General features: G+C 61.5%; 22 protein-coding genes and 1 pseudogene. 12 read left to right on the top strand and 11 right to left on the bottom strand.

Features of this window, described 5'->3' with window-relative positions; genetic code table 11:
- Positions 1–211 precede the first annotated feature (211 nt).
- From NKH05_RS13715 to iolD, 5 genes are all read right to left on the bottom strand, one after another.
- Positions 212–1,345 (bottom strand): Gfo/Idh/MocA family protein, encoded by a 1,134-nt coding sequence (locus NKH05_RS13715; protein WP_023718623.1) that lies wholly within the window; start codon positions 1,343–1,345, stop codon positions 212–214.
- 32 nt (positions 1,346–1,377) lie between these two features.
- The gene (locus NKH05_RS13720) at positions 1,378–2,448 is read right to left on the bottom strand and encodes a sugar phosphate isomerase/epimerase family protein (protein WP_353025563.1); all 1,071 of its coding nucleotides are present in this window, start codon (positions 2,446–2,448) and stop codon (positions 1,378–1,380) included.
- Between the two features lie 125 nt (positions 2,449–2,573).
- On the bottom strand, positions 2,574–3,389 hold the full coding sequence (locus NKH05_RS13725; RefSeq protein ID WP_352494519.1) for an SDR family oxidoreductase: 816 nt from the start codon (positions 3,387–3,389) through the stop codon (positions 2,574–2,576).
- Entirely contained in the window at positions 3,386–4,291 is a 906-nt protein-coding gene (gene iolE, locus NKH05_RS13730; protein ID WP_352855605.1) for a myo-inosose-2 dehydratase, read from the bottom strand. Before iolE ends, NKH05_RS13725 begins: the two co-directional genes overlap by 4 nt.
- A 126-nt stretch (positions 4,292–4,417) precedes the next feature.
- A complete protein-coding gene (gene iolD / locus NKH05_RS13735) occupies positions 4,418–6,238 on the bottom strand; it encodes a 3D-(3,5/4)-trihydroxycyclohexane-1,2-dione acylhydrolase (decyclizing) (RefSeq protein ID WP_502898591.1) in 1,821 nt (606 codons plus the stop codon).
- 132 nt (positions 6,239–6,370) lie between these two features.
- Here iolD and iolG point away from each other — a divergent pair, with 132 nt between their 5' ends.
- The 7 genes from iolG (at position 6,371) to NKH05_RS13770 (ending at position 13,790) form a co-directional block, all read left to right on the top strand.
- A complete protein-coding gene (gene iolG / locus NKH05_RS13740; RefSeq protein ID WP_023718618.1) occupies positions 6,371–7,390 on the top strand; it encodes an inositol 2-dehydrogenase in 1,020 nt (339 codons plus the stop codon).
- Positions 7,383–8,819, top strand: a complete 1,437-nt coding sequence (locus NKH05_RS13745) for an NAD-dependent succinate-semialdehyde dehydrogenase (protein ID WP_023718617.1) — start codon at positions 7,383–7,385, stop codon at positions 8,817–8,819. Before iolG ends, NKH05_RS13745 begins: the two co-directional genes overlap by 8 nt.
- 12 nt (positions 8,820–8,831) lie before the next feature.
- Positions 8,832–9,644, top strand: coding sequence for an HpcH/HpaI aldolase family protein (locus tag NKH05_RS13750; protein WP_023718616.1), 813 nt, complete (start codon positions 8,832–8,834; stop codon positions 9,642–9,644).
- On the top strand, positions 9,644–10,609 hold the full coding sequence (locus NKH05_RS13755) for a hydroxyacid dehydrogenase (RefSeq protein WP_031193884.1): 966 nt from the start codon (positions 9,644–9,646) through the stop codon (positions 10,607–10,609). The genes NKH05_RS13750 and NKH05_RS13755 overlap by 1 nt, the downstream gene beginning before the upstream one ends.
- Before the next feature lie 283 nt (positions 10,610–10,892).
- Positions 10,893–11,642, top strand: coding sequence for an ATP-binding cassette domain-containing protein (locus tag NKH05_RS13760; RefSeq protein WP_023718614.1), 750 nt, complete (start codon positions 10,893–10,895; stop codon positions 11,640–11,642).
- Positions 11,643–11,697: 55 nt separating this feature from the next.
- On the top strand, positions 11,698–12,723 hold the full coding sequence (locus tag NKH05_RS13765; protein WP_352855681.1) for an ABC transporter permease: 1,026 nt from the start codon (positions 11,698–11,700) through the stop codon (positions 12,721–12,723).
- Between the two features lie 62 nt (positions 12,724–12,785).
- On the top strand, positions 12,786–13,790 hold the full coding sequence (locus tag NKH05_RS13770) for a substrate-binding domain-containing protein (protein WP_352494514.1): 1,005 nt from the start codon (positions 12,786–12,788) through the stop codon (positions 13,788–13,790).
- A gap of 363 nt (positions 13,791–14,153) precedes the next feature.
- Here NKH05_RS13770 and NKH05_RS13780 read toward each other — a convergent pair whose 3' ends face one another.
- The 3 genes from NKH05_RS13780 to NKH05_RS13790 are packed head-to-tail and all read right to left on the bottom strand — an operon-like array spanning position 14,154 to position 15,957.
- Positions 14,154–15,248, bottom strand: a complete 1,095-nt coding sequence (locus tag NKH05_RS13780) for an ROK family transcriptional regulator (protein ID WP_352855600.1) — start codon at positions 15,246–15,248, stop codon at positions 14,154–14,156.
- A gap of 57 nt (positions 15,249–15,305) precedes the next feature.
- The gene (locus NKH05_RS13785) at positions 15,306–15,722 is read right to left on the bottom strand and encodes an SGNH/GDSL hydrolase family protein (protein ID WP_352855598.1); all 417 of its coding nucleotides are present in this window, start codon (positions 15,720–15,722) and stop codon (positions 15,306–15,308) included.
- The gene (locus NKH05_RS13790) at positions 15,682–15,957 is read right to left on the bottom strand and encodes an SGNH/GDSL hydrolase family protein (protein ID WP_352855596.1); all 276 of its coding nucleotides are present in this window, start codon (positions 15,955–15,957) and stop codon (positions 15,682–15,684) included. Before NKH05_RS13790 ends, NKH05_RS13785 begins: the two co-directional genes overlap by 41 nt.
- A gap of 322 nt (positions 15,958–16,279) precedes the next feature.
- Here NKH05_RS13790 and NKH05_RS13795 point away from each other — a divergent pair, with 322 nt between their 5' ends.
- The 3 genes from NKH05_RS13795 (at position 16,280) to NKH05_RS13805 (ending at position 19,638) form a co-directional block, all read left to right on the top strand.
- Positions 16,280–17,359 carry a substrate-binding domain-containing protein gene (locus NKH05_RS13795; RefSeq protein WP_353025568.1) on the top strand — a complete coding sequence of 360 codons (1,080 nt, stop codon included), beginning with the start codon at positions 16,280–16,282 and terminating at the stop codon, positions 17,357–17,359.
- Between the two features lie 81 nt (positions 17,360–17,440).
- Positions 17,441–18,952, top strand: a complete 1,512-nt coding sequence (locus NKH05_RS13800; RefSeq protein WP_352494510.1) for a sugar ABC transporter ATP-binding protein — start codon at positions 17,441–17,443, stop codon at positions 18,950–18,952.
- 8 nt (positions 18,953–18,960) lie between these two features.
- Positions 18,961–19,638 carry an ABC transporter permease gene (locus NKH05_RS13805; protein ID WP_353025570.1) on the top strand — a complete coding sequence of 226 codons (678 nt, stop codon included), beginning with the start codon at positions 18,961–18,963 and terminating at the stop codon, positions 19,636–19,638.
- Positions 19,639–19,645: 7 nt separating this feature from the next.
- Here NKH05_RS13805 and NKH05_RS13810 read toward each other — a convergent pair.
- Positions 19,646–19,987, bottom strand: a pseudogene (locus NKH05_RS13810) (hypothetical protein); the annotation flags it as partial.
- Here NKH05_RS13810 and NKH05_RS13815 point away from each other — a divergent pair.
- A complete protein-coding gene (locus tag NKH05_RS13815; protein ID WP_352494508.1) occupies positions 19,986–20,141 on the top strand; it encodes a YjiS-like domain-containing protein in 156 nt (51 codons plus the stop codon). The pseudogene NKH05_RS13810 and the gene NKH05_RS13815 overlap by 2 nt on opposite strands.
- A 10-nt stretch (positions 20,142–20,151) precedes the next feature.
- A complete protein-coding gene (locus NKH05_RS13820) occupies positions 20,152–21,135 on the top strand; it encodes an aldo/keto reductase (RefSeq protein WP_352855592.1) in 984 nt (327 codons plus the stop codon).
- A gap of 167 nt (positions 21,136–21,302) precedes the next feature.
- On the opposite strand, the gene NKH05_RS13825 is transcribed toward NKH05_RS13820, so the two are convergent.
- Positions 21,303–23,462 (bottom strand): hypothetical protein, encoded by a 2,160-nt coding sequence (locus NKH05_RS13825; protein WP_353025571.1) that lies wholly within the window; start codon positions 23,460–23,462, stop codon positions 21,303–21,305.
- A 381-nt stretch (positions 23,463–23,843) separates the two neighbouring features.
- Positions 23,844–24,953: an acyltransferase family protein gene (locus NKH05_RS13830; protein ID WP_352484581.1), complete on the bottom strand. Its 1,110-nt coding sequence runs from the start codon at positions 24,951–24,953 to the stop codon at positions 23,844–23,846.
- Positions 24,954–24,988 lie beyond the last annotated feature (35 nt).

The following is a 24,988-nucleotide window of genomic DNA, read 5'->3' on the forward strand; positions in this document are numbered from 1 at the left end:
CGAGAGCTGCCATTCCGCGTCCAGCCCCAATGAAGTCATTCCGGAACATGCCTCCGAACGGCCGCCATTGGCGCTAACTTCTCGTTCCGGCAGCGGGCAACTCCCCTTCCATCCTGACCACTTGGGTAGCCAGCTACTTGAGTTTTGACCCAGACTCCCCGGAAGGATTGAGGGCCCGCCGACCTTGCGTCGGCGCACCCCCGATGGCCTGTCAGACGGCGTGAGGTTTCAGCCATGGCTGCCCTTCGGCTTCGGCGCTATCGACGACTGCATCGACGAATGCCACACCCTTCAGCCCGTCATAAGCGGTCGGCACGTTCAACCCTATTGCCGCTGCCTTGCGCCCCTCGCGACGGGCGTGGATGGCTTCGGCAAAGCCGCGATAGAGATTGGCGAAGGCCTCCAGATAGCCCTCGGGATGGCCGGGCGGTGTGCGGGTTCGCACCTTCGCTGCCTCACTCAGATCGTCAGCACCCCGCTTGATGGTCTCGGTGCGACCGAACAGCGGTGAGAAAATCAGCTCGTTCGGTTGCTCCTGGAACCAGGTTAACCCGCCCTTTTCGCCGAAGACACGCAGCCGGATCCCGTTCGAGCAGCCGAGTGCGACCTGTGACGACCAAAGCAGCCCTCGCGCGCCCCCTTCGTAGCGCAGCAGCACATGGGCGTTGTCGTCAAGCACGCGTCCCTCGACGAAGGAAGCGAGGTCTGCTGTCAGGGACTCCAGCTTCAGCCCGGTCACGAAGCCAGCCAGATGATAGGCGTGCGTGCCGATGTCGCCGATCGAGCCGCCACGCCCCGATCGCTTCGGGTCGGTGCGCCAGGCGGCCTGGACATTGCCCGCGGTCTCGATGGCCGTCGCCATCCATTCCAGGGGATACTCCACCTGCACGATGCGGATCGCGCCAAGCTTGCCTGCTGCCACGATCTCGCGCGCCTCATGCACCATCGGATACCCCGAATAGGTATAGGTCACGCCCATGAAGCGTCCGGTCTCGCGCACCAGCTGCTCGAGCGCGATCGCGTCTTCGAGTGTGTTAGTCAGCGGCTTTTCGCAGATCACCTCGTAGCCGGCCTCGAGAAAAGCCTTGGCGATCGGAAAATGGGTGTGGTTTGGCGTGCAGATCGCCACCACGTCGATGCGATCCTCGCGATCGTTTTCCGCGGCGATCATGGCCTTGAAGTCGTCATAGGATCGGGCGGGATCGATACCTTGCGTTGCCGCGAAGCGGTGGCCGCGCGCTGCATCCGCGTCGAACGCGCCGGCTACAAGCTGGAAGGCGCCATCGAACCGGGCGGAGATGCGATGGATGTTGCCGATATAGGCGCCTTCGCCGCCGCCGACCATGCCGAGCCGAAGCGGTCGCTGAAAATCAGCAGTCACGAGCGTGCCCCCCTGTCGATACCTAAAATGGCATCGTTGATCGTGCGGTTCGCACTGGCCTTGACGAAGTCGTCGAAGGCGCGTTCGGAAACGCGGATGATGTGATCGGCGATGAAGCGGGCTCCCTCAGCCGCGCCGTCCTCTGAATTCTTGAGGCAGCATTCCCACTCGAGCACCGCCCAGCCGTCGAAGTCGTAGCCGGAGAGTTTCGAGAAAATCGCCTTGAAGTCGATCTGTCCGTCGCCTGGGGAGCGGAAGCGGCCGGCGCGCCGGATCCAGGGCTGGAAGCCGCCATAGGCGCCGGTCTTACCGTCCGGCCGGAACTCGGCATCCTTGACGTGGAATATTTTGATGCGCTCGTGATAGTGGTCGATGTAGGCGAGATAATCGATCGCCTGCAGCACGAGATGGCTGGGGTCGTACATGATGTTGCAGCGCGGATGGTTGCCGACGCGCTCCAGGAACATCTCGAAGGTCAGCCCGTCATGCAGGTCTTCGGCAGGATGGATTTCGTAGCACAGGTCCACGCCACTCTCGTCGAAGGCATCAAGGATTGGCCGCCAGCGCCGAGCCTGCTCATCGAAACCGTCGTCGATCAGCCCATCCGTCCATTGCGGATAGGGATAGAGGAACGGCCACAGCAGCGAACCTGAGAAGGTGACATGGCGGTCTATGCCGAAACGCCTCGACGCCTTGGCGGCGAGATGAAGCTGCTCGACTGCCCACGCCTGCCGTGCGGCCGGATTGCCCCGCACCTCGGGTGCGGCGAAGGAATCCGCCGGATGATCGTAGGCGGGATGCAGGGCCACAAGCTGACCTTGCAGATGCGACGCCAGTTCGGTGACAACCAGGCCGTGTTCGGCGAGCTTGCCGGCATAGTCATCGCAATAGGTCTGGCTTTCAGCCGCTTGCTTCAAATCAATGACGCGCTTGTCCCAGGTCGGTATCTGCACGCCCTTGAAGCCCTTGGCCGAGGCCCAGCCGGCCAATCCCTCGATGCTGTTGAACGGTGCTTCGTCGCCCGCGAATTGAGCCAGAAACACAGCTGGCCCCTTAATGGTCCGCATCTTGCTCTCCTTCTGGCGGCAGGGCCGCCGGTTCATCCGTTATCGGAGCCGCCCAGAAGAGTGATGTGGGTCCTCACAGGGCAGCTGCTTTCTTTTCCGTCTCCGCTTCGACGGTTCCAATGGCTTCAGAGCGCCATCGCCTTCTCAGGCACGGCCATGGGACCGGGTGCGGCGCCAAGCACGGTCTGGTCGTAATCCACCACCGCACCCGTCATGAGACCCGCATCGTCCGAAACGAGAAAGTTGACCGCTCGTGCCGCCTCGCGGGGGTCGATCAGGCGTCCGAAGGGCAGGTGTGCAACGGCTTTCGCTTCCCAGTCGGGATCGCCCTTCTCGCTCGCCTGCAATTCCCGCTCGTGGTCGGACGCCATCCAGCCGATATCCAACTGGTTGACGCGGATGCGGTTCTTCATGACGGAAAATGCCGTGTTGCGGGTCAGTGTCGCCAGTGCCGCCTTGGTGGCGCAGTAGACGTTGATGAAGGGCTGGCCGGCCTGCTGCGAAATCGAGCCGATGTTGCAGATCGCACCCTCGATGCCATGGCCGATCATGTGCCGGATGGCTTCCTGCATGAGGAAATAAGGTCCGCGTACATTCACGGCGAACAGGGCGTCGAACAATTCTGGCGATGTGTCGAGGATCGTGCCTCGGTCCGTCCGCGCGCCTGCATTGACCAGCACGTCGATTCTTCCGAAAACGCGCTCCGCTTCCGCGATCACGCGGCGGCAATCCTCGACATTGCCAAGATCGGCGTTGACATAGTGCACGGGCACGCCCGTGGCGTGCGAAATGTCTGCGGCCACCGCGCGGCCCTTGGTTTCGTTACGACCAAGTGTGACGAGGCCAGCGGCTCCGGCTCGGGCGAGCTGGCGAGCGATAGCCGCGCCCAGTCCTTGCGTCGATCCGGTGACGACGCAGATCTTACCATCCATCCGGTTCATGCCTTGTCCTCCACTGTGTAGCCAGCCGCGGCCATGACGCGCAGCAATTCCTTGTGACCTATCTTCGCCATTTCGAGCGGCGGGCTTTTGACGGGATCCTGCTCGGCTTCAACGACGAACCAGCCTTCGTAGCCGTGGCTCGCCAAGCGCTTGATCATCGCCTCGAAGTCGAGCCAGCCGTCGCCGGGCACGGTGAAGGCTCCGTTGACCACCGCGTCGAGAAAACTTTCCCGGGTGCGGTCGAGCCCGTCCACGACTGCCTGGCGGATATCCTTGGTGTGTACATGCGAAATGCGGGCGTGGTGCTTGTCGACCACCCGCAGCACGTCGCCGCCGGCAAAGGCCATGTGGCCGGCGTCGTAAAGCAGGGCCAGACCCTCGCCGGAATGTTTCATCAGGAAGTCGAGCTCTTCCTCGGTCTCGATCGGCGCGGCCATGTGGTGGTGGTAGGAAATCGGCATGCCCTCGTCCGAACACCATTCGGCGAAGGCAGTCATCTTGCGACCATAGATTCTGATCTCGTCTTCCGAGAGCCGCCGCTTGGTGGAAAGCGGCGCGGAGCGATCACCCTGTATGGTGCCTGCAGTCTCGCCGTAGACGATGCAGGGGGCATCGACGGCCTTGAAGAGCTGCATCTGCTGGGCGATGCGGTCTTTCTCCGCTTCGATATCGCCGTCAAGCAGCAGACCGGAGAACCAGCCGCCGCAGACGCTCATGCCGTGCTGCCTCAGAATGGGCTCGAGAACCGCCGCGTCCATCGGGAAGCGGCGGCCGGTCTCCATGCCGGTGAAGCCGGCCTCACGGGCCTGCCGCAGACACTCCTCCAGCGAAACGTCGTCGCTCAATTCGGCGAGGTCATCGTTCCACCAGGCGATCGGCGCGATGCCGAGCTTGGCTCTCATCTTGATCTCCATCATCATTCCAGCTGCCGCCGCCCACTTTTGGCGCCGCGAAAAAGCTGCCGGAACAATGCTCAGGGAGTGTGGCATCGTTCCGGCAGAGGACGCCCCAGGGGGCGTCCGAAAAACCTAGACTCCGATGCGCTGCCGTTTGCGGCCTTCGGCTTGAACCGAATGGGCCTCGCGCACCTCGGCCCGCTCGCTGACCTGCGGCACGCCGACATCCCACCAGGCGTCGCCGGGTGTCCAGGTGTAGCCATCCGAGACGATGGTGATCACGGTGGTGCGATCCGTCCCTTTGGCCCACTCCACAGCCTGGCCGAGATCGGCAAGGCTCTCTACCCGCCGCGTGAGGGCGCCCATGGCCTCGGCGTGCTTGGCGAAGTCGACCGAAAACGGCTCCTTGACCCGGCAATCCTTGATCATGTTGTTGAACGACGCGCCGCCCTTGGCATTCTGCAGCCGGTTGATCACCGCATAACCGCCATTGTCACAGACGATCAGGATCATCTTGTGGCCGGCGAGGACCGATGAGTAGACGTCGGAATTCATCATCATGTAGGTGCCGTCGCCGATCATCACGATTGGCGTGCGGCTCGGATCCGCCATCGCCGCACCCCATCCGGCTGAGATCTCATAGCCCATGCAGGAAAATCCGAACTCGCAGTCGAAGGTGTTCGGCTCTTTCACGCGCCAGTTCTTCATGACTTCCCCGGGAAGCCCGCCTGCCGCGGTGATCAGCAGATCCCGCTCGCCGGCCTTCGCGTTGACCACGCCGACGACCTGCGCGTAAGTCGGAACCGGGTCATTCGTGGGTTTTTGGAATCCGTCGAGCGCGGTGTTCCACTTGGCAAACTCGACCTTGCCTTTTTCGGTCCAGCCGCTTTCGGCTTTCCAGTCACCGAGCGCGGCCTCGACCTCGTTGATGGTTTCCAGCGCATCGCCGACCACGGCGAGAGCCCGGTGCTTCGTGGCATCCCACCGCGCGGCGTTGATCGAGACGAATTTGGCGTCGGGGCTGAACGCACTCCACGATCCCGTCGTGAAGTCCATGAGCCGCGTGCCGACGGCCAGGATCACATCGGCCTCACCCGCAAGCGCGTTCGCCGATGTCGAGCCGACGATGCCAATGGGCCCGACATGGGCAGGATGGTCGTGCGTCACCGTGCCCTTACCGGCGATGGTTTCGGCAAGCGGAATACCGCGCGCCTCGGCGAATTTCGCAACAGCAGCCTCCGCACCGGAGTAACGCACGCCGCCGCCTGAAATGATCAGCGGACGCTTTGCCGCCTTGAGAAGACGCACCGCCTCTTCGAGACGCGCGCGATCCGGCCGGGGGCGCGGAATCGCATGGACCGTGGGTTCGAAGAAGGACTCGGGATAATCCCAGACGACCTCCTGCACGTCTTGGGGAAGGGCGATGAAAGCCGGCCCGCAGTCGGCCGGATCAAGCAGAACCGCGACCGCCTGGGGCAGCGAGGAGATGATCTGTTCGGGATGGACAATACGGTCCCAGTAGCGAGTCACCGCCTTGAACGCGTCGTTGACGTTTACTGTAGGATCGCCGAAGTGCTCGACCTGCTGCATCACCGGATCCGGCCGGCGGCTGACAAAGGTGTCGCCGGCAAGCATCAGTACCGGAAGCCGATTTGAATGGGCGACGCCTGCGGCGGTCACCATGTTCAGAGCGCCCGGGCCGATAGAGGTAGCGGCGATCATGATCTGGCGCCGGCGCTTCGCTTTCGCGAACCCGATCGCAGCCAGTGCCATCGACTGCTCGTTCTGGCCGCGCCATGTTGGCAGGACGTCCTGCGCGGCCTCCAAGGCCTCGGACAGGCAGGTGACATTGCCGTGACCGAAAATGGCGAACACGCCCGCAAACAGCGGAGCCTTGCTGCCGTCGATAACGGTGAATTGATTGCTTAAATAGCGCACGAGCGCCTGCGTCATGGTCAGACGAATGGTCTTCGTCATCGCTTCCTCCCTGGCGAATTTCCGTTGTGCAGACTATTACGAAATAGCCATTGACAAATCAACCTCTTTGCAACGATCATTGCAAAAATATTGTTGCGGAGGAATGCAATGCTGAGAATTGGCGTGCTCGGTTGCGGGCGCATCGGGCGCATGCATGCGGCCAATATCGCTGCACACCCACGAACGAAACTGGCGGCGGTGTATGACGTCAATCGCGCCGCCGCCGACGAAGTGTCAGCCATGCTCGGCCTTCCCGCGTTGGACTCGGCCGACGCCATGTTTGACACGGACGATGTGGACGCCGTGTTGATCGCGACGGCCACCGATACCCATGTCGACTACATTGAGCGGGCAGTGGCGGCCGGAAAGCCAGTGTTGTGCGAGAAGCCCATCGACCTTGACCTGATGCGTGTCGATCGCTGTGCCGCGAACATCCGTGGAAGCAAGCTGCCCATCATGATTGGCTTCGTCCGCCGCTTCGATCCCGGGCATGCTGCGGTGCGGGCGGCTCTCCAGAGTGGCGAGCTCGGCGAGCGCCACCAGGTGATCATCACGTCGCGGGATCCTGGCATGGCGCCAGCTGCCTACATACGCGTGTCCGGCGGCATATTTCGCGACATGACAATCCACGATTTTGACATGGCTCGCTTCATGCTCGGTGAAGAGCCCGTTGAGGTCTTTGCGACCGGCAGCCGGCTGGTCGACCCGGACCTGATGGCCGAGACGAATGACTGGGATACGGTGACCGTGGTTTTGCGCACCGCCAGCGGCAAGCAGTGCATCATCAACAACTCACGACGCGCGGTCTATGGATACGATCAGCGCGTCGAGGCTTTCGGATCGGCCGGCATGGCGATTTCCGAGAACCGACGCGCGCATGAGGCCCGTATCTATGCCGATGGGCTGAGCGATCGGGCGCAGCCATACCTTCACTTCTTTATCGAGCGATACAGGGAAGCGTTCAACGCTGAAATCGACGACTTCGTCGACGCCATCGAAAATGGACGCCAGCCGTCGGTCGTATTCGAGGACGGACGCCTTGCGCTGGTCCTCGCCGAAGCAGCGATCAAATCTGTCGCAGAGCGTCGGGTGGTCAGCACCAGCGAGATCGGTGACGGCAATGTATGACAAATACGGACTTTTCATCGACGGTGAATGGCGCGCCGCTTCCGACCGAAGCACGGCGACCGTAGCCAGTCCCGTCACCGAACGCTCACTGGGCGACACTCCAACCGCGACGCTGGACGATACACAATCTGCCTTGGCGGCCGCCGAACGTGGCCTTTCTGCCTGGCGAGCAAAGAGCGCGTTCGAGCGCGCCGACGCGCTTCACGCTATCGCCGACGAAATGGGCCGGCGCAAGGACGAAGCCGCCCGCATGATTACGCTGGAGACGGGCAAGCCCATTGCCCAATCCGAACGCGAGTGGGTTCTGGCGACGGATCAGTTCCGGTGGTACGCCGAGGAGGCTCGGCGTGTTTATGGCCGTATCATCGAGAGCCGTGTCCCCGGAGGTCGCTTCGAAGTGCTGCATGAGCCGATCGGCGTCGTGGCGGCCTTTACGGCATGGAATTTTCCGGCCGCGCTCGTCGCCCGCAAGGTCGCCCCGGCGCTTGCCGCCGGTTGTTCGGCCATCCTTCGGCCTTCGAGCCAGACGCCAGGGGTCGCGATGGTGATGATCGACTGCCTGCGTGCGGGCAGGCTCCCCCCAGGCACGGTCGGTCTTCTCGTCGGGTCCACGGCCACAACCTACGTGCCGCTGATGGCGTCGGCGCTTGTGCGCAAGGTTTCGCTGACCGGGTCTACACGGGTCGGGCAGCAAATGCTGCGCGACGCAGCCGATACGGTGAAGAAGGTGTCGATGGAGCTTGGCGGTAACGCGCCTCTCATCGTCTTCGACGACGCGGATATCGAAAGCGCGCTCAACGTGTCCGTGCCCACGAAGTTCGCCAATGCCGGGCAGGTTTGCGTCACGCCAGACCGCTTTTTCATCCACGAAAAGGTCCATGATGCTTTCGTCGACGGGTTCGTCACGCGGGCGAAGGCCCTGAAGCTGGGTGATGGTCTCGATCCGACGGTGCAGATGGGCCCCTTGATCAATGCCAGGAGGACCGACGAAATCGAACAAATCGTTACCGACGCGGAAAAGGCCGGTGCCAGGATTGCCGCAGGCGGCCGCCGCTCGCCGGCGTTCAACGCCGGTCATTTCTTTGAGCCGACGGTCCTTACCGATGTTGCTGACGACATGACCGTGTTTGCCGAGGAGAATTTTGGTCCGATCGCGGCCATCACCCGTTTCTCGTCCGAAGAGGAGGTCCTGGGTCGGGCAAACGCCTCGAAGATGGGGCTTTCTGCCTATGCCTTCACCCGGGATGCGGGGCGCGCCCGCAGAGTTGTCGCGACGCTCAAGGCCGGAATGGTCGGCATCAACAGCTTTGCGCTAGCGGCTTCCGAGGCGCCGTTCGGCGGGACCAACCATTCCGGCATGGGCCGGGAAGGCGGCGCGGAAGGTATCCGGGACTATCTCGATACCAAGCTGGCTCATATCGTATTCTAAGGAGCGTTTTTCATGATCAAGAACAGGCTCAAGCAGCTTTGGGCCGATGGGAAGCCCACCATCAATGGCTGGCTTTCGATCGGCAACAGTTTCACCGCCGAGATCATGGCGGCGCAAGGTTACGACTGCATCGGCGTCGACCTCCAACATGGAGCGCTCGATTACAGCGGCCTGCTGCTAATGCTCCAGGCGATGCGTGCCTCCGCTACGGTGCCGCTCGTCAGGGTGCCTTGGCTGGAGCCAGGCATCATCATGAAAGTGCTCGACGCAGGTGCTTACGGCGTCATCTGTCCGATGGTGAATACCGCCGAACAGGCGGCCGAGTTTGTCAGCTACGTGCGCTATCCGCCACTCGGCAGCCGAAGCTTTGGTCCGACACGTGTGAATTTCGCGGCCGGTGCCAATTACGCTTCTGAATCCAATGGCGAGATACTTGCCTTTGCCATGGTTGAGACGGCCGAGGCGATGGACAATCTCGACGCGATCGCTTCGACCCCTGGACTGGACGGGATCTACGTTGGTCCGGCCGACCTGACCCTCGGCATGACCCAGGGCCGCTTGCCGCCTGCCTTCGACCGCGAAGAACCGGAGATGATCGAGGCCATCCAGCATATCGTGGCGGCCTGCAAAAAAGCCGGCATAGCCGCGGGATTGCACTGTGGAACTCCGGCTTACGCGGCGCGTGCGATCGGGTGGGGCTACAACATGACCACCGTCTCCAACGACGTGCGCATGCTGGCCGGTGCGGCGGAAGCGAACGTCAAAAAGTTCAGGGAACTCACGGGCGGATCAAGCGTCAGCGCCGGTTCCAAGGGAGGGTACTGATGCCGCATGTTCTAGTTGCCGGGAAACTCCATCCGGCTGGAATTTCCTTGCTCGAACAGGCCGCCGGCATCACCTACGATTACGTGGAGGAAGTCTCCGAGCCAAGTTATGCCCCGCTGATCGACAAGGCCGACGGGCTGGTGATCCGCACACAGCCTCTCTCGGCGGCGACCGTTGAGATGGGGCACAGGCTCCGGATCGTGTCCCGCCACGGTGTCGGCTACGACTCTGTCGATTTGCCGTCCCTCAACAAGCGTGGGATCACGCTCGCCGTCGTCGGAGACGTCAATTCCATATCTGTCGCCGAGCACGCGATGATGATGCTCCTTGCCTGCGCCAAGCATGCTGTGCGCGGCGACCGGTCAGTTCGCGAGGGTGTGTGGAATTGGCGCAACCGGCTGGAAGCTTCGGAACTGGCCGGCAAGCGCCTGCTGATTCTTGGCTACGGCCGCATCGGCCGGCATCTCGCGAAGATGGCGGCTGCCTTTTCCATGGAAGTCGCCGCCTACGATCCGTATCTCGAAAAAATCGGATGGCCGGAAGGCCCTGCTAAAGCCGTCTCCGATCTGGCGTCGGCCCTTCAATGGGCGGATGCGATTTCCGTCCATGCTCCCAAGGGCGATGCTCCTGTGATCGGCGAGCGCGAGTTCGCCCTTCTGAAGCCGGGAGCCTGGCTCGTGAACACCGCGCGCGGCGGCGTCGTAGACGAAAAGGCACTTCTTGCAGCCCTTGCGTCTGGCAAGGTGGCGGCCGCTGGCCTCGACGTGTTCGACGAGGAACCCCCCGCCGCCGACAATCCGCTTCTGTCCTGCGATCAGGTGATCCTGTCGCCGCATATTGCCGGCCTCACCGCCGAATGCGGTGAACGGATGGCCGTGTCAGCTGTGCGCAATGTGCTCGATTTCTTCGAGAGCAGGATCGACCCGATGCTCGTGGTCAACGGCAAAGAGCTGAACGGCCATTGATAGCATCGCAGCCGCTAAGCAACCACCGGAAGCCGCTACCCAAGGTCTGTCAGTCCGGTGCCGTTGCAACAAAGCAGATGCCGCAATTGGGCAATCGCTTGAAAGCGATTCCGCATGAAGTCGCGCAAAAACATATCATTAAAAACAGTTATAATTGACATCAAAATAGTTGTTGCAAATTATAAAACTCTGCAATAAGCATTGTTGCACAAGAACTTCATATGCAATTTCCGTTGCAAAATGAGGCGAGGCGAGACTCCAAGAGCCGCCGGTCCACGGGAGGATGAACCACGTGTCTTTGCTTGAAGTGCAGGGCGTCGGCAAAAGCTTCGGAGCAATCCGCGCGCTGTCCGACGTCAGCTTTTCGATCGAACCCGGTGAAGTGGCCGGCCTGATGGGGGACAACGGCGCCGGCAAGTCGACAATGGTCAAACTGATTTCGGGAAATTTTCCCCCGACCGAAGGGCAGATCAGAGTCGGCGGCAAGGCCTGCCACTTCCATAAGCCGCTCGATGCTCGCGCCGAGGGGATCGAGGTCGTGTATCAGGATCTCGCGCTGGCGGACAATCTAACCGCCGCGCAGAACGTGTTTCTAGGCCGAGAACTCAAAAAGGGCATCTGGCCTTTCCGAATACTCGATAAGCAGGCGATGATCGATCGCTCCGCGGAGCTGTTCAGCGAACTGAAGTCAGAAACGCGGCCACGCGATCTCGTAAAAAAAATGTCGGGCGGTCAGCGCCAGGCAATTGCGATTTCACGGACCCGTTTGTCCAACGCCAGACTCGTCATTATGGACGAACCGACCGCTGCGATTTCCGTGCGCCAAGTTGCTGAGGTCCTGGAATTGATCCGGCGCATGAAAGCGCGCGGTGTCGCGGTGATCCTGATTAGCCACCGCATGCCAGACGTTTTTGCCGTGTGCGATCGCATCGTCGTTCTACGGCGCGGAACGAAGGTTGCCGACAAACCCACCCTTCAGACATCTCCGGAAGAAATCACCGGACTAATCACGGGAGCGATCCGTGCAGCCTAGTCAACCCGAAGCGATCCAGGAAAGCCACGCCTCGATTGCCGACGTCGTCGGCATCATGGAACAAACTGCGCTTCAGAAGTTGAGAAGTAGCCAGGCCTTCTGGGTCTCGGTCGCGCTCTTCGTCCTTGTCGCGTTTATGGCAGTGTTGGAACCGAGCTTCGGCACAGCCGAAAACGCAACCAACATCACCCGGAATTTCGCGCTGATCGCCATCATGGGCCTGGGCATGACCGTGGTGTTGATTACGGGCGGGATCGATCTTTCCGTTGGGTCAGTCATGGGCCTCGTGGCCATCGTGGCCGGTCTTCTACTGACCTGGCATTATCCTTGGTACGTGGCGTTCGCCTCCGGCCTTCTCGCTGGAGTTGCCTGCGGCGCGTTCAACGGCTTTTTCGTCGCCTATATCGGCATGCCGCCCTTCGTGGTCACACTCGGCATGTTGTCGATCGCTCGTTCCCTTGCCGTGGTGCTGTCAGGCAACCAGATGCTCTACCAATTCGGACCTGACGCGCCGATCGTGAAAGCGATCGGCCAAGCGAAGTGGCCGGTGCACTCGCTGGAGGGATGGGCTCCTTACTGGATACCGCAGTTCTCGTCCCATTTCTGGGTGATGGTGATCATGGCGCTAGCCCTCGGCTGGGTATTCATCTTCACCGCGTGGGCCCGCCATCTGTTCGCGATCGGCGGTAACGAGAATGCGGCACGCATGACGGGCGTGCCCGTCGATCGGATCAAGTTCCAGGCGTATGTTTTCTCGTCCTTCTGCGCCTCGATCGCATCCCTGCTGCTGCTTGGCTATAGCGGTTCGGCGATCAACGCCGTCGGCACCGGGTATGAATTGCGCGTCATCGCCGGCACAGTTATCGGCGGCGCAAACCTGATGGGGGGCTACGGCACAGCCTTCGGCGCGGTCATCGGGTCGGCCTTCCTCGAGGTCATCCGCAACGCCCTATTGATGGCAGGCATCGATTCCAACTGGCAGGGTGCCTTTGTCGGCATCTTCATAATTCTCGCTGTGCTTCTGGGTCTGGGTACTTCCGGCAAATCGCTGAAGTCCTTCTTCACCATCAAGCGTGGCTAGAGCTCTGCCGGCTTATGCCGGTGGAATATCCTGAGGTGAACACAACAAACGGAGGAACATCGATGAAGAAATATCTTTTGGCGGCGGCGGTTGCCGCGTCCGCCCTGACGGCGGGGCAGGCCTACGCCCAGCAGAAACTCGTATTCGCGCTGGTGCCGAAGAACATGAACAACCCATATTTCGACCAGGCTCGTGATGGCTGCAAGAAGGCAGAGGCCGAGTCCAACGGCGCATTCGAGTGCATGTACATCGGACCCGGCGAGCACGGTGGCGGTGAGGAACAGGTTCAGATCGTGCAGGATCTGGTTGCCAAGAAGGTCGATGGCATCGCCGTTGCACCGGCGAACGCGGCAGCCATGGCCGTCGCTCTGCAAGCCGCGAAGGAAGCTGGTATTCCTGTTCTGACCTGGGACGCGGACGTGCTGCCCGAGAACAAGGACCTGCGCGCCGCCTATGTCGGAACGCACAACTACGAGATTGGCGTGAACCTCGCCAAGATCGTGCAGACGATCAAGCCGAAAGGCGGCACCATCTGCATCCAGTCGGGTGGCGCAGCTGCAGCAAACCATAACGAGCGCATGCAGGGCATCCGCGACACGCTCTCCGGGACCAAGTCAGCCGCTTCGCCCGGCGATCCCTTGACCGGTCAGAACGGCTGGACCGAGGCGCCAGGCTGCCCGCTCTATACAAACGACGACTTTCCGCTTTCGGTACAGCAGTTCCAGGACTACATGGCGAAGATGCCGAACCTTGACGCATTCGTGCCGACCGGCGGCTTCCCGCAATTTGTCCCGGACGCGAACCGTGCTGCGGTCGATCCCTACAAGGACAAGATCGCCAAGAAGGAACTGGCCCTTGTCGTTGCCGATACCTTGCCCACGCAGATTGACCAGATGAAGGAAGGATACTCCCTCGGCCAGGTCGGTCAGCGTCCGTTCGAAATGGGCTACAAGACGATGTTTGCGCTCAAGGACATGAAGGACGGCAAGCCTGCTCCGACCGATCCGACCTACACCGGCCTCGACGTCTGCACGCCGGAGACGGTCGCCACCTGCATCGCGAAGTAATAAAAAAGGGGGCGGGAGACATCCCGCCTTCTATTTCATGGCCGACCTACGGCCGATCCGCAAACGGCCGTCGCTGTCATGCCGGCCCTTCCAGCGCGACCCGCCGTCGTCACGACGAAAACAGATGCCGGAAGGGCCGCCATCGCTTGACGGAACTCCAACGACGTCTCCGGTGCAGCCGCGGCGCTCATGGGCCAACCAAAGGCCGGTTTGGTCTCATCGAACGCCCGCTCGCTCCATGCCGGGGTATTCGAGCGGGAATTCCGAACGGCCCTTGAGGACAACCTAAGTGGTAATGTGAGGCTGTTTTAGCAGAAGCGAGGCGAACGCCTGGGTCGGCTAGACAGAGCGGTTCGGGCACAATCACTGGATCATGAAGCGCGAGCTGAACGGCAGGCTCGCCGCTCCCACGGCCTTCGGGCTGATGGTGACCCGCGCCGGCAACGCTTCGATGGTGACGAATTCGCGGTTGATGTCGGCGCACAACGCCTTGGCGATTTTCCGCGGCGCATAGCTGGACAGGACGACCGTCCTGAACTCAACAAACTGGGTCAGCGCCGAAATCGACGCTTTCAGGCGATTGGAGCATTCCCCCAGCCATTCGCTGTAGGCCTCTCCGAGATCAGGCCACTCCGGGTTGCTGCTCCAGATGATTTGGGACGGGCGCCCGCGCTCGGTCAGTTCGCTCTCCAGGCGCACAAGGCCATGATCGAAGCTTGCGCTGGAGTTTCCCTTGTAGATCTGGTGATTGAGGATAAGCCTGCTTTGTAGTCTCGCGCCGAGATAGAAGAACAAATAGTCGTTCAGCGGCTTTGCGACGCCGAACATGCTCTCGCCGCCGGCTGCCGCGGTGATGTCGTTCTGCACGAAAACCGGCAGCTTGCTCTGCTCTTCGATCTCGCCTTGCAGAGCCTTCAAGGAGGTGCTCGATCCGTTGCGGATTGCAGCCATGGCGTCGACTTCGTCGGGAACAGCCAGCCCGATGCCGGCGACCCGGCCGCGCGCCTCGATCGGCAGGCTCGTCATGGCCTGCCCGATCGCTCCCAGCAAATCGCTGCTTTGCGGAAAGGGATTGGCTTCATCCGCCGGCAGCTGCTTGTGGAAGCGCACGGTGCCGATGAAGTCGATGAGCGCGATGTCGATCCTGCGCCGGCTGAAGCCGACGCCGACCGCATAGGCGCCCTCCGGATTGAGCGAAAGCGGGACGGTGGGCGGCCCGACGCGGCCGCGCTGCGCCTCGCCCTGCGAGACCAGGCCTTCCTGCACGAGCGAGCGGACGATGACCGAGGCCGTCTGCGCCGACAGGCCGGTCTTCTCGCCGATTTCCATCCGCGAAATGCCTTCGTTCTGAAGCAGCAACGATAGCACCAGCCGCTCATTGTAGCTGCGGACGCTCAACGCATTCAGCCCGCTCGCACGATCCGCGATGCGCAAGGGATTGGGTGGTGCGAATCTCATGTCAGGCAAGGGTCTCCCCGTCGGTAAGAGCGCGTTGCCTGGCAGCGGTTTGGTTGCTCATGTCGAGCGGCTCCAGCCGATGGCGTCGACCGCGCGGGCCGGCTCCGTGCCCAGCAATCTGTGGGCTTCGGCATCGATGTGAAACCCGTCCGCTTCGCTGCAGGATACCACCGAGCCGGCATCGAAAAAGTGCAGTTCGAGCGAGTCCGCCAGAACCTCGAACTCGAGCGCCAGCAGGCGCGATTTCTCCGGCGCGCCGGCGAAGATGGACTTCCATTCCTTGACGTCGTCCTGCATCGGCGGCGGCGCCACGATCATGATTTCGGGCGTGGTGCCGCCCGGACCTGGCGCCAGCTCCTTGATGTCGTAAACGAGGCAGCCGATTCCCATCGCCACTTCCGACGGCGGCTTGTTGAAGCGGATCTTCAGGTCGTTAGTGCCGAGCATGATGAATGACGAGGTCGAGCGTCGCATGGCTCTGCAGGCAAGGGCGAAGATAGGTTCGGCCGTTCTTGTGTGCTCCCTCGATCGGATCGTCATGGACGGTGGTGCGACCGCTCAATCCTTCCTCGATGACATACCAATCGGCCCCCAGCTGTGCACGCAGTATCCCCGGCCAACGCTCATCGGGACCATAGCGCTCGAGCGGCCCCCTGCCGGGGATCTGGCCGTGCGTGTTGGAGTCGCCGTAGCACAATACTGATCGCATGTTTTTCCCGCCGGGACTGACAGCGCGCCGAAGCCGGCGAGCGCCATTCATGATGGATAGAGGAGCGGTGAAAGGCAAGCAAGGGAATAGTCATTCAACATGACTAACTATTGACAGGCCGAATCCGCTGTGCTTCTAAAGTGCCCGGAGGAGTTCTCAACCGTCATCATCGTCCAGCCCAGGTTGGACCTCGACACGCATGTGTTCGGGGGCGGGAGAATTGCGTGCATCGGTCGGTTTGCGACGACGAGCGTGCATTGGGAGAGCGTCTCGCGGCCGTACGCATTCGTACGGCCGGGGCAACCACAAGGAGGAGAATTCAATGTTAGGATTGCTGAAAACCGTCAGTCTGGGAGTGCTCGTTGTATCAGCGCTTGCCGTAACATCCCTGGCGCATGCGGAAGATGTCAAGCTGATGGACGGCGTCGCGCCGCGCCCCGACGACACGCGCATGACCGCGGCCGGTGCGTTCAAGAAGGACCCGCCCTGGGTCATCGGAATGAGCGACTTCGGCGTCAACGCAAACACCTGGACCGTGCAGGTGGCGCACGAGGCGGAAAATGCCGCAGCAAAGGACAAGCGCATCTCGAAGTTCATCCTGCTCGATGCCGGCTTCGACCAGAAGAAGCAGGTGGCCGATATCGAGGATCTGATCGCGCAACATGTCGACGCGATCATCGTTCAGCCGGTGACCAGCACATCGGCCAACGCCAGCATCGCCAAGGCGGTCGCCGCCGGCATCCCCGTCATTCTTCATACCGGCCGCATCGATTCCGATGCCTACACCACCGAAATCCAGGGCGGCGCCGAACATTTCGGCAAGGTGATGGGCGACTGGCTGGTGAAGACCGTCGGCGACAACGGCAAGATCTGGGTCCTGCGTGGCCTGGCCGGCCATCCGGAAGACACTAACCGCTACGACGGCCTCTTGGAATCGCTCAAGGGCACGCATGTGCAGATCACCGCCGAGGAGCATGGCGACTGGCAGTACGACAAGGCCAAGAAGCTGTGCGAGACACTCTATCTGAACAATCCGCAGGTCGACGGCATCTGGTCGTCCGGCGCCGACATGACACGCGCCTGCGTCGACGTCTTCAAGCAGTTCGGCACGCCCATTCCACCGATTTCGGGCGAGGGCAACAATGGCTATTTCGGCCAGTGGATCACGGACGGATTCAAGTCGATCTCTCCCGAATACAGCCCCGCCCAGGGCGCCGCCGGCGTGCGCGCCGCTGTTGCGCTGCTTGAGGGTCAGCAGCTCTACAAGCGCTATGTCTACAACCCCGACGGCTGGGACAAGGACAAGGCTGCCAAATACTATCGCGACGATTTGACGGCCAATGTCTGGTGGCCGAGCGAACTGCCGGAGGACAAGCTCAAGGAATATTACGGCAAGAAGTGACGGCGCCGTGGCTGGCGGGGAGTGGACAAGCATTCCCCGCAGGCCGTTCCATCTGTCGAATCCGGTTCGTTCGAGGGTTTCGTGACCAATCTTATCGAGATGTCCCACATTTCGAAGGCGTTCGGAGGGAGCAAGGCGCTCCACTCCGTTTCCCTCGATCTGAAGGCGGGCAGCGTCCACGCCCTGATGGGGGAGAACGGCGCCGGGAAATCGACGCTCATGAAGATCCTGGCGGGCGTGCATCAGCCCGATTCCGGCGAAATCTTCATGAACGGGGAAAAGCTCGATCTGAAGTCGCCGCGCGACGCGCTGGATGCCGGCATTTCGACCGTTTTCCAGGAGCACTCGCTGCTGCCCAATCTGTCGATCGCAGAGAACATGTTTCTCGGCCGGGAGCCGACGACCCGGTTCGGCTCGATCGACTATCCCGAGATGAGCAGCCAGACCGCCAAGGCGCTTGGCGAACTCGGCCTCACCCTCGACCCATCACAACTCGTCTCCAACCTGACGATCGCCGAGCGGCAATTCGTCGAGATCGCGCATTGCATCCAGGCGGACGCCAGCGTGCTCATCCTGGACGAGCCGACGGCGGCGCTGAACGCGGCCGACGTCGATGTGCTCAACCGCAACATCCGCCGGCTGCGCGATAAGGGAAAGGCTGTTGTCTACATCTCGCATCGCATGGAGGAGATCTTCGAGCTGTGCGACACGGTCACGGTGCTGAAGGACGGCGCGCTGGTCGGCACCAGGGTGGTATCCGAGATCACCACCGACGAACTCATCGCCATGATGGTCGGACGCGAACTCCAGGACCTTTTTCCCGATCGCACGGGCGACAAGGGCGACGAGATCCTGCGCGTCGAAAACCTCAGGATCACCGAGACATCGCAGCCGCTGTCGCTGACTTTGCACAAGGGTGAGATCGTCGCTTTGGCAGGGCTGGAGGGGCAGGGCCAGCAGCGCTTCCTGAGATCGCTGATCGGCCGCTACCATCCCTTTGCGGGGACGATTTCCATCAACGGCAAAGCGCTCAAGATGCCGCTCTCGACATCATCAGGCGTTCGCCATTTGCAGCAGCTGAAGGTCGGTTTCGTTCCCGAAGACCGCAAGGAAGAGGGGCTCTTTCTCGCCCTGCCGATCGCCCACAACATTGCCATCGGATTGCATTCGAGGCGATCCGAACTTGCGTCGGCGCGATCCTATCGAAGCGTTATCGCCCGCTTGATGGAGGTCATGAACATAAAGGCGGTAGGTCCATCCGCTCCGGTCGCCTCCCTATCGGGCGGCAACCAGCAAAAGGTTCTGCTCGGCCGCTACCTCGCCGCGGATCTCGATCTTCTGCTGGTGGAGGAGCCGACCCGCGGCGTCGACATCGGCGCCAAGTCGGAGATCTACCACCTGCTGCGCGACTTCACCCGCAAGGGCGGCGCGGTGCTGGTGCTGTCGCGCGAGACGATCGAGTTGATTGGGCTCTGCGACCGCATCTACGTCGTCCACCACGACACCATCGTTGCCGAAATGCCGGCGGCGCAGGCGACGGAACACAAGATCCTCGACGCGGCCCTGATGGGCGGCTCCACGCGCCAGCATTAGGGGCTTCCATGTATCATTCGCTGTTCAACATCCTGAGTGGCCGGAACACACGACAGGGCCTGTGGGGCCTGCCGCTGCTGGTCGCCTTGCTCATTTCGCTGTGGCTGACCGTCGAGACGACACAGTTCGCCACGGCCGAAAACCTTTTCAACCTGGTTGCCCAGGCGATGCCGCTGATCATCGCGGCGCTCGGACAGCTCATCGTCGTGCTGATCGGCGGGCTCGACCTGTCGGTCGGCTCGGTCATCAGCTTCACGACGGCGGTGCTGGCGCTGGACCAGCCGGCGATCGTGCTGATCCCGGCGGTCTTTCTGCTGGCCGCGTTCATCGGGTTGATCAACGGCCTGGCGATCACCCGCTTCAACGTCCATCCGATCATCGCGACGCTGTCGACGCAGTATATCGTGCTTGGCATCACGCGCATCTTACGTCCCGTCTCCGGCGGCACCGTGCCTGAAATCGTCATCGCTGCCGTTTCCGGCAGTTTCCTCGGCATTCCCTATCCGGTTTTCTGGGGGATCGTCGTGATCCTGGTGGGCTGGAACTGCTCTACGGATCGCGGTACGGGCTGCATCTGTTCGCGATCGGCGGCGGCATCGCGTCCGGCGCCGAGAGTGCGGCCCGCAACTTCGGCGTCTCCGACCGTCGCAACAGCGGTTCGCCAATCTGCTTTTCGAGCGCGGTGACGCGTCGTCCAAGGGTGGCTGCGCTGAGGCGCGTGGTTCCCGTCGCTGCGCTCAAGCCACCCAGCCGCGCAACGTCGAGAAACAACCTCAGATCGTCCCAGCCAATATCCATTTTGCAGAAATGAAAAACTCCTTGCGACCGTGGCTGTAGCGCGAAGCGGGCATCGCGCGCAAGTATGCAGGAATTGGAGGCGTTGGATAATCTTGCCTGACGGGACAGGGATAAGCGCCTCGGCTGGCCAAGAAGCGAGCGCCATCTTTTCGATCGAGCATGCGATTCGCGCAGATGCTTTGCGCTTTCGATCAACCCAGGCGCGCCGGCATTCTGCGCGCCAAAGGAGACGACCATGTTGTATGAACTTCGATACCGTTTCACCCGCTGGATTGCCTATCGCCAGACGCTTGCGAGCTTGAGGCAGGCCCCGGACAGCACACTGGTGGATGCTGGCATTTCCCGCGATGAGATCCGCGAGCGTGCCCGCCATGCCAGCCTGCGCCGTTGAGGAAACGGGCATGGAGATGATGGAGCTTTGGGATGGCCGATCGGTGCCGCGCATCGGGATCGGCACCTGGGCAGCGGGGGGTGCCGCGCGCTGGCGCGACACGGCGACAATCTATGGCGAGGTCGACGATATCAGGTCGCAAGCCGCGCTGGCGATGGCCTATGACATCGGCGCGCGGGTGTTCGACACGGCTGCCGCCTATGGCGCCGGCAATGCCGAACTAATCCTCGGGCGGGCGTTGAAGGGTAAGGACGAAGCCGTCATCGTCACCAAGGTCGGCTATTTCGGCGATCCCGAAACGCGCAAGATCGCTCCCGAGGATGCCTCTGCCGCGGCGATCCGGACATCGATCGACAATTCGCGGCAGCGCCTGCAGCGCGATTTTATCGACGTCGTGCTGCTACACATCAACGAATATCCGATCGAACGCGCCGGCGAGGTGTTCGATACGCTCGGCCTGTTGCGCCAGGAGGGCAAGATAGGCGGCTTCGGCTGGAGCACCGATCACTGCGAACGGCTTGCGGCCTACGCGCCGCGCGAGGGTTTCGTCGCCGTAGAGAACGACTTCAATGTGTTTACCCCGGCGAACGAGCTGATGGCCGTTGCGGCGCGCGAGCACCTCGTCTCGTTCAGCCGGCTGCCGCTGGCAATGGGACTGCTCACCGGCAAATACACGCCGGCCATGAGGCTGCCCACCGATGACGTGCGCGGCGGGAATGCCGATTGGATGGTGTTTTTCAGGGATGGCGCCGCCAACCCGCAGTATCTGTCAAGGCTCTCGGCAATCCGCGACCTGCTCACCTCGGGCGGACGCACGCTTGCGCAGGGTGCGCTCGGCTGGATCCTCGCCAAGTCGGCAATCGCCTTGCCGGTTCCCGGCTTCACGCGGCCCGAGCAGGTCGCGGACAATCTCGGTGCGCTGGAAAGAGGGCCGCTGCCGGCAGCGGTGATGGCCGAGATCGACGCCGTGCTGAAAATTGCCGAGACCGCTTAGTGTTGCGAATCCGAAATTCGCATTGGTGATGATGCCGACCAACTTCGATCTCTCCGATGTCCGCCGGTATCTTATCTTCCCTTGGCCAAGCTTCCGTGGCGCAATTGAACAAAGACGGAGCGGCGGACCCGACTCCATTTGAAGGTCCGCCACTCCGGGTTTTCAGATCACAAAGACTGATGCTGCCACGGGAAATGGGTAGCGAGCTGCGCTTGAGCTGCGCCGCCGACTTCATCGCTGTCGATAGAGAGCGATCCGGTTGTACTGTCAAAGATGATGTGGTGGGAACCATCATCGGCGGCCGTATCAGCAGAGGAAGCATGCAATGAAAGCCCGCCCGACTTAAGCTCGGTAAGAGCGGGTTGATCGAGGTGGAGCTTGTCCTGGAGCTTGCTGAAGTCGAAGGCGTCGTTGCCTCCGTGGCCGGACATGATCTCGGCGGCGCCATTTTTTGCCTGGGCGCCGACATTTTCATCGGGCTGGACGGTCTGCGCGAACCCGTGGCGAACCAGGCTGGTTGCCGTTGTGTCGGACGGGTCGTTGGTCGGGAGAAGCTCCGAGCCGGCCGAAAGAGAATGGTTCAACGCAGCCAATATGCGGTCAACGCTGCTGCCCTCGCTTACCTTGTCGCCGGCATTATCGTGGGTGGTGTCAGTCGAACTGCCGTCGCTGGCAAGGAGGTGCGAAAGCGCGGTCTTGCTATCACTGCCATCGCTTGTGGTGGCGCCGGAAGCGGCGGTATCAGTCGAACTGCCATTGCCAGCGAGGAGGTGCGAGAGCGCGGTCTTGCCATGACTGCTATCGCTGATGGTGGCGCCGGAAGCGGTGGTATCAGTCGAACTGCCATTGCCGGCGAGGAGGTGCGAAAGCGCGGTCTTGCCATGACTGCCATCGCTGGTGGTGGTGCCCGAAGCGGCGGTAGCAGTCGAACTGCCGTCGCTGGCGAGGAAGGGCGAAAGCGCGGTCTTGCCATGACTGCCATCGCTTGTGATGGCGCTGGAAGCGGCGGTATCAGTCGAACGGCCATTGCCGGCGAGGAGATGCGAAAGCGCGGTCTTGCTATCACTACCATCGCTTGTGGAGGCGGCGGTGTCGGTCGAACTGCTATTGCCAGCGAGGAGGTGCGAAAGCGCGGTCTTGCTATGATTGCTATCGCCGGTAGTGGTCTCGGCAGGGGCAGTCGCAGTCGAGCTGCTATCGCCGGTGATGGCCCCGGAAGGGGCGGTGGCAGTCGAGGTGCTGTCGCTGGGGGTGGCCCCGGACGGGGCCGTGGCAGTCGAGGTGCTGTCGCTGGGGGTAGCCTCGGACGGGGCCGTGGCAGTCGGGGTGCCATCGCCGGTGGTGGCCTCGGCAGGGGCAGTCGAGGCGCTATCGCCGGTGGTGGCCTCGGACGGGGCCGTGGCAGTCGAGGCGCTATCGCTGGGGGTGGCCTCGGACGGGGCGGTGGCAGTCGAGGCGCTATCGTTGGGGGTGGCCTCGGACGGAGCCGTGGCAGTCGAGGCGCTATCGCCGGTGGTGGCTTCGGAAGGGATGCTCGCCGTAGAACTGGGATCAGTAGCCGCGGCTTCGGAAGGAGCAGTCCCTCCAGTGTTGAGATTGTGTTCCCGGAAAACGGCCTGCAGTTCCGAAGAGCTCTCCAACGCTGTGTCGCCTCGCTGCGAACCCCAGGCGTATGCGTAGTCGAAGGCGGGTGACGGAACCAACTTGGCCCAGTGGTCCATCATGGTTTCCATCTGGGTGGCGGTGGGCACGACATATTTGCCACCCATGTCGGTGTTATAGTCGCCACCTCCAAACGTCTGGTAGCCTGGAATGATCTGGCTCGTCGGGATGCCCGATGCCTGAGCGGCGGCGACGAATTTGTCGATCATGTTGTAGTCGACCGCGCCATCCGTGCGGACAGGATAGACATCCACGCCGTAGTAATCGATACCCGTACTGGCGGGATTGTAGGTGTTCGAAAAATCTGGATTCGCCGACGTCCCCAGGCTCATCATCGTGATATAGGTCTTGGCATCCGGCACATTGGAATGAATCCAGTCGGATTCTGCCTTCAGATTTGCGGCAGAGGCGTAGGTACCCCATTGGCCGGTGGGATCCGGCTCGTCAACCAGGAAGAATCCGAACAGCTTTGGATTACCGATGAAGGGCGTGACCTTGTCGACAAAGGAGGAGGTTACTCCGTCGGTTTCGTTCAGATAGACCATGCCTTTCATACCGTCCGGCAGCGCATTGAGTTGGTCAACGGATGAAACGTCAGCCAGATTGAATCCGGCTTGAGCAATTTCCGTGCCCGATCCACCTGACGTGTAATGCAGAGTTGTCATCCAATATTCCTTTTTCTGTTTCGACAGCGCCCTACCTACAGACTGCGTATATTAGCGCCAAATCACATACCGGCACCCCGTGAGAGAAACTTTGATCGTAAGTTGATACACACAGTGCGACCTTCTCCCCGATAAGCCCTTCGATGCGGTGCCAGGTCGCAAGAGAGTCTTGCGCCATGTGCCGGACCTGGCGTGCGCTATTTGGAGTGCGCTTCGCTGCTCTTGAAGCCTCGTCATGCGGGGTGCTGGGGAATCGGCTGAGCCGTCAATGAAACCGGAAGCGGGACACATCCAGTGTGCCGTACAGCGTGCCAAGCCTGGATACCCCGGTGTTTCGCGATTAACGCGAATCTTTCTGGCACACCCGCCGAGCGCTTCTGATCACGATGTTCGTGCGGACGAGGTTGGCCGGATTGGCTGCGACGCTGGTGCAAGGCGATATATCCCAGACACCAGAGCGCGAACGAGCGGCTTGCGTACCGGCGTCTCGATGAAGCGCCAGACGAGAAAAGAGGCAAGAAGAATCCCGGCAAAGACAACGAAGAATGCGGCGTTCTTTCCGACATGCGGCGCCAGCGCGTTAAGCGAGATGTAGCCAATATACTGATGCAAAAGATACAGCGGATAAGTCAATCCTCCGAGCATCATGACAACCTTGGATGGAGCAATCACGGAGCGGAGCAGTATCGCGCCAGAGAAGACTCCGTAGACCACTATATTGGCAGCGAGGAGAGCAGGATACGAAATGGCAGCGCCAAAGTGCTCATGCATCCAGTTGTGAGAGAAGATTATGGTCTGGCAAGACACCAGGAATGCGACGGCAAGAAGCAGGAACGCAGCCGGCGAACGGCCCCTTGCAACGATGTCTTCCGCGAGGATGCCGGCGGCAAACAAAGGCGCATAGTTTGTAATAAAGAGAATGCGTATCACCGCGTTCTCAAAGAAGAACTCGTTGCTTGCCGAAATTGCGAGCCAGATGGCAGCGATAGGTATTTTCCAGCGCTGAAAGGCACCCGCAAAGATCAGCACTGCAACCCAGCCGTAGAACAGGATCTCGAGCATGATCGACCAGTAGGCCCCATCCATGGATGGTCTGCCGAAGAGGCGGGCGAACATAGAGAGATTGGCTACATAGGTCGCAATATCGGTCGGAAAACGCTGGTCTTTGGCGACGACGAGAACAACAAAAGTTGCGGTCATGCAGACGAGGAATCCGGGATAAAGCCGGGCGAAGCGGGCGACCGCGAATTCCTGCCAGGTTCGACCTTCGGCCGACCACGCGATGACGAAACCGCTGATCAGGAAAAACAGATTGACGCCGAGATAGCCATAGATGGCGTAAGGTGCTGCGGCAGGATATTCCACATCGAGACTTCCGGCGATCGCGCCGCCAAAAAGATAATGATAGAGCACGACCGCGAGGGCTGCGGCCAAGCGCAGCAGGTCGAGTGATGCCATGCGCGCCGGAATGGCCTTGCCTGCCGGTTCCACAGCCACCTCCCGTCGCCGTTTCAGCTTTTGACACC

It is taken from the genome of Mesorhizobium sp. M1399, assembly GCF_040317735.1.
In the GTDB taxonomy this organism is placed as follows: Bacteria; Pseudomonadota; Alphaproteobacteria; order Rhizobiales; family Rhizobiaceae; genus Mesorhizobium.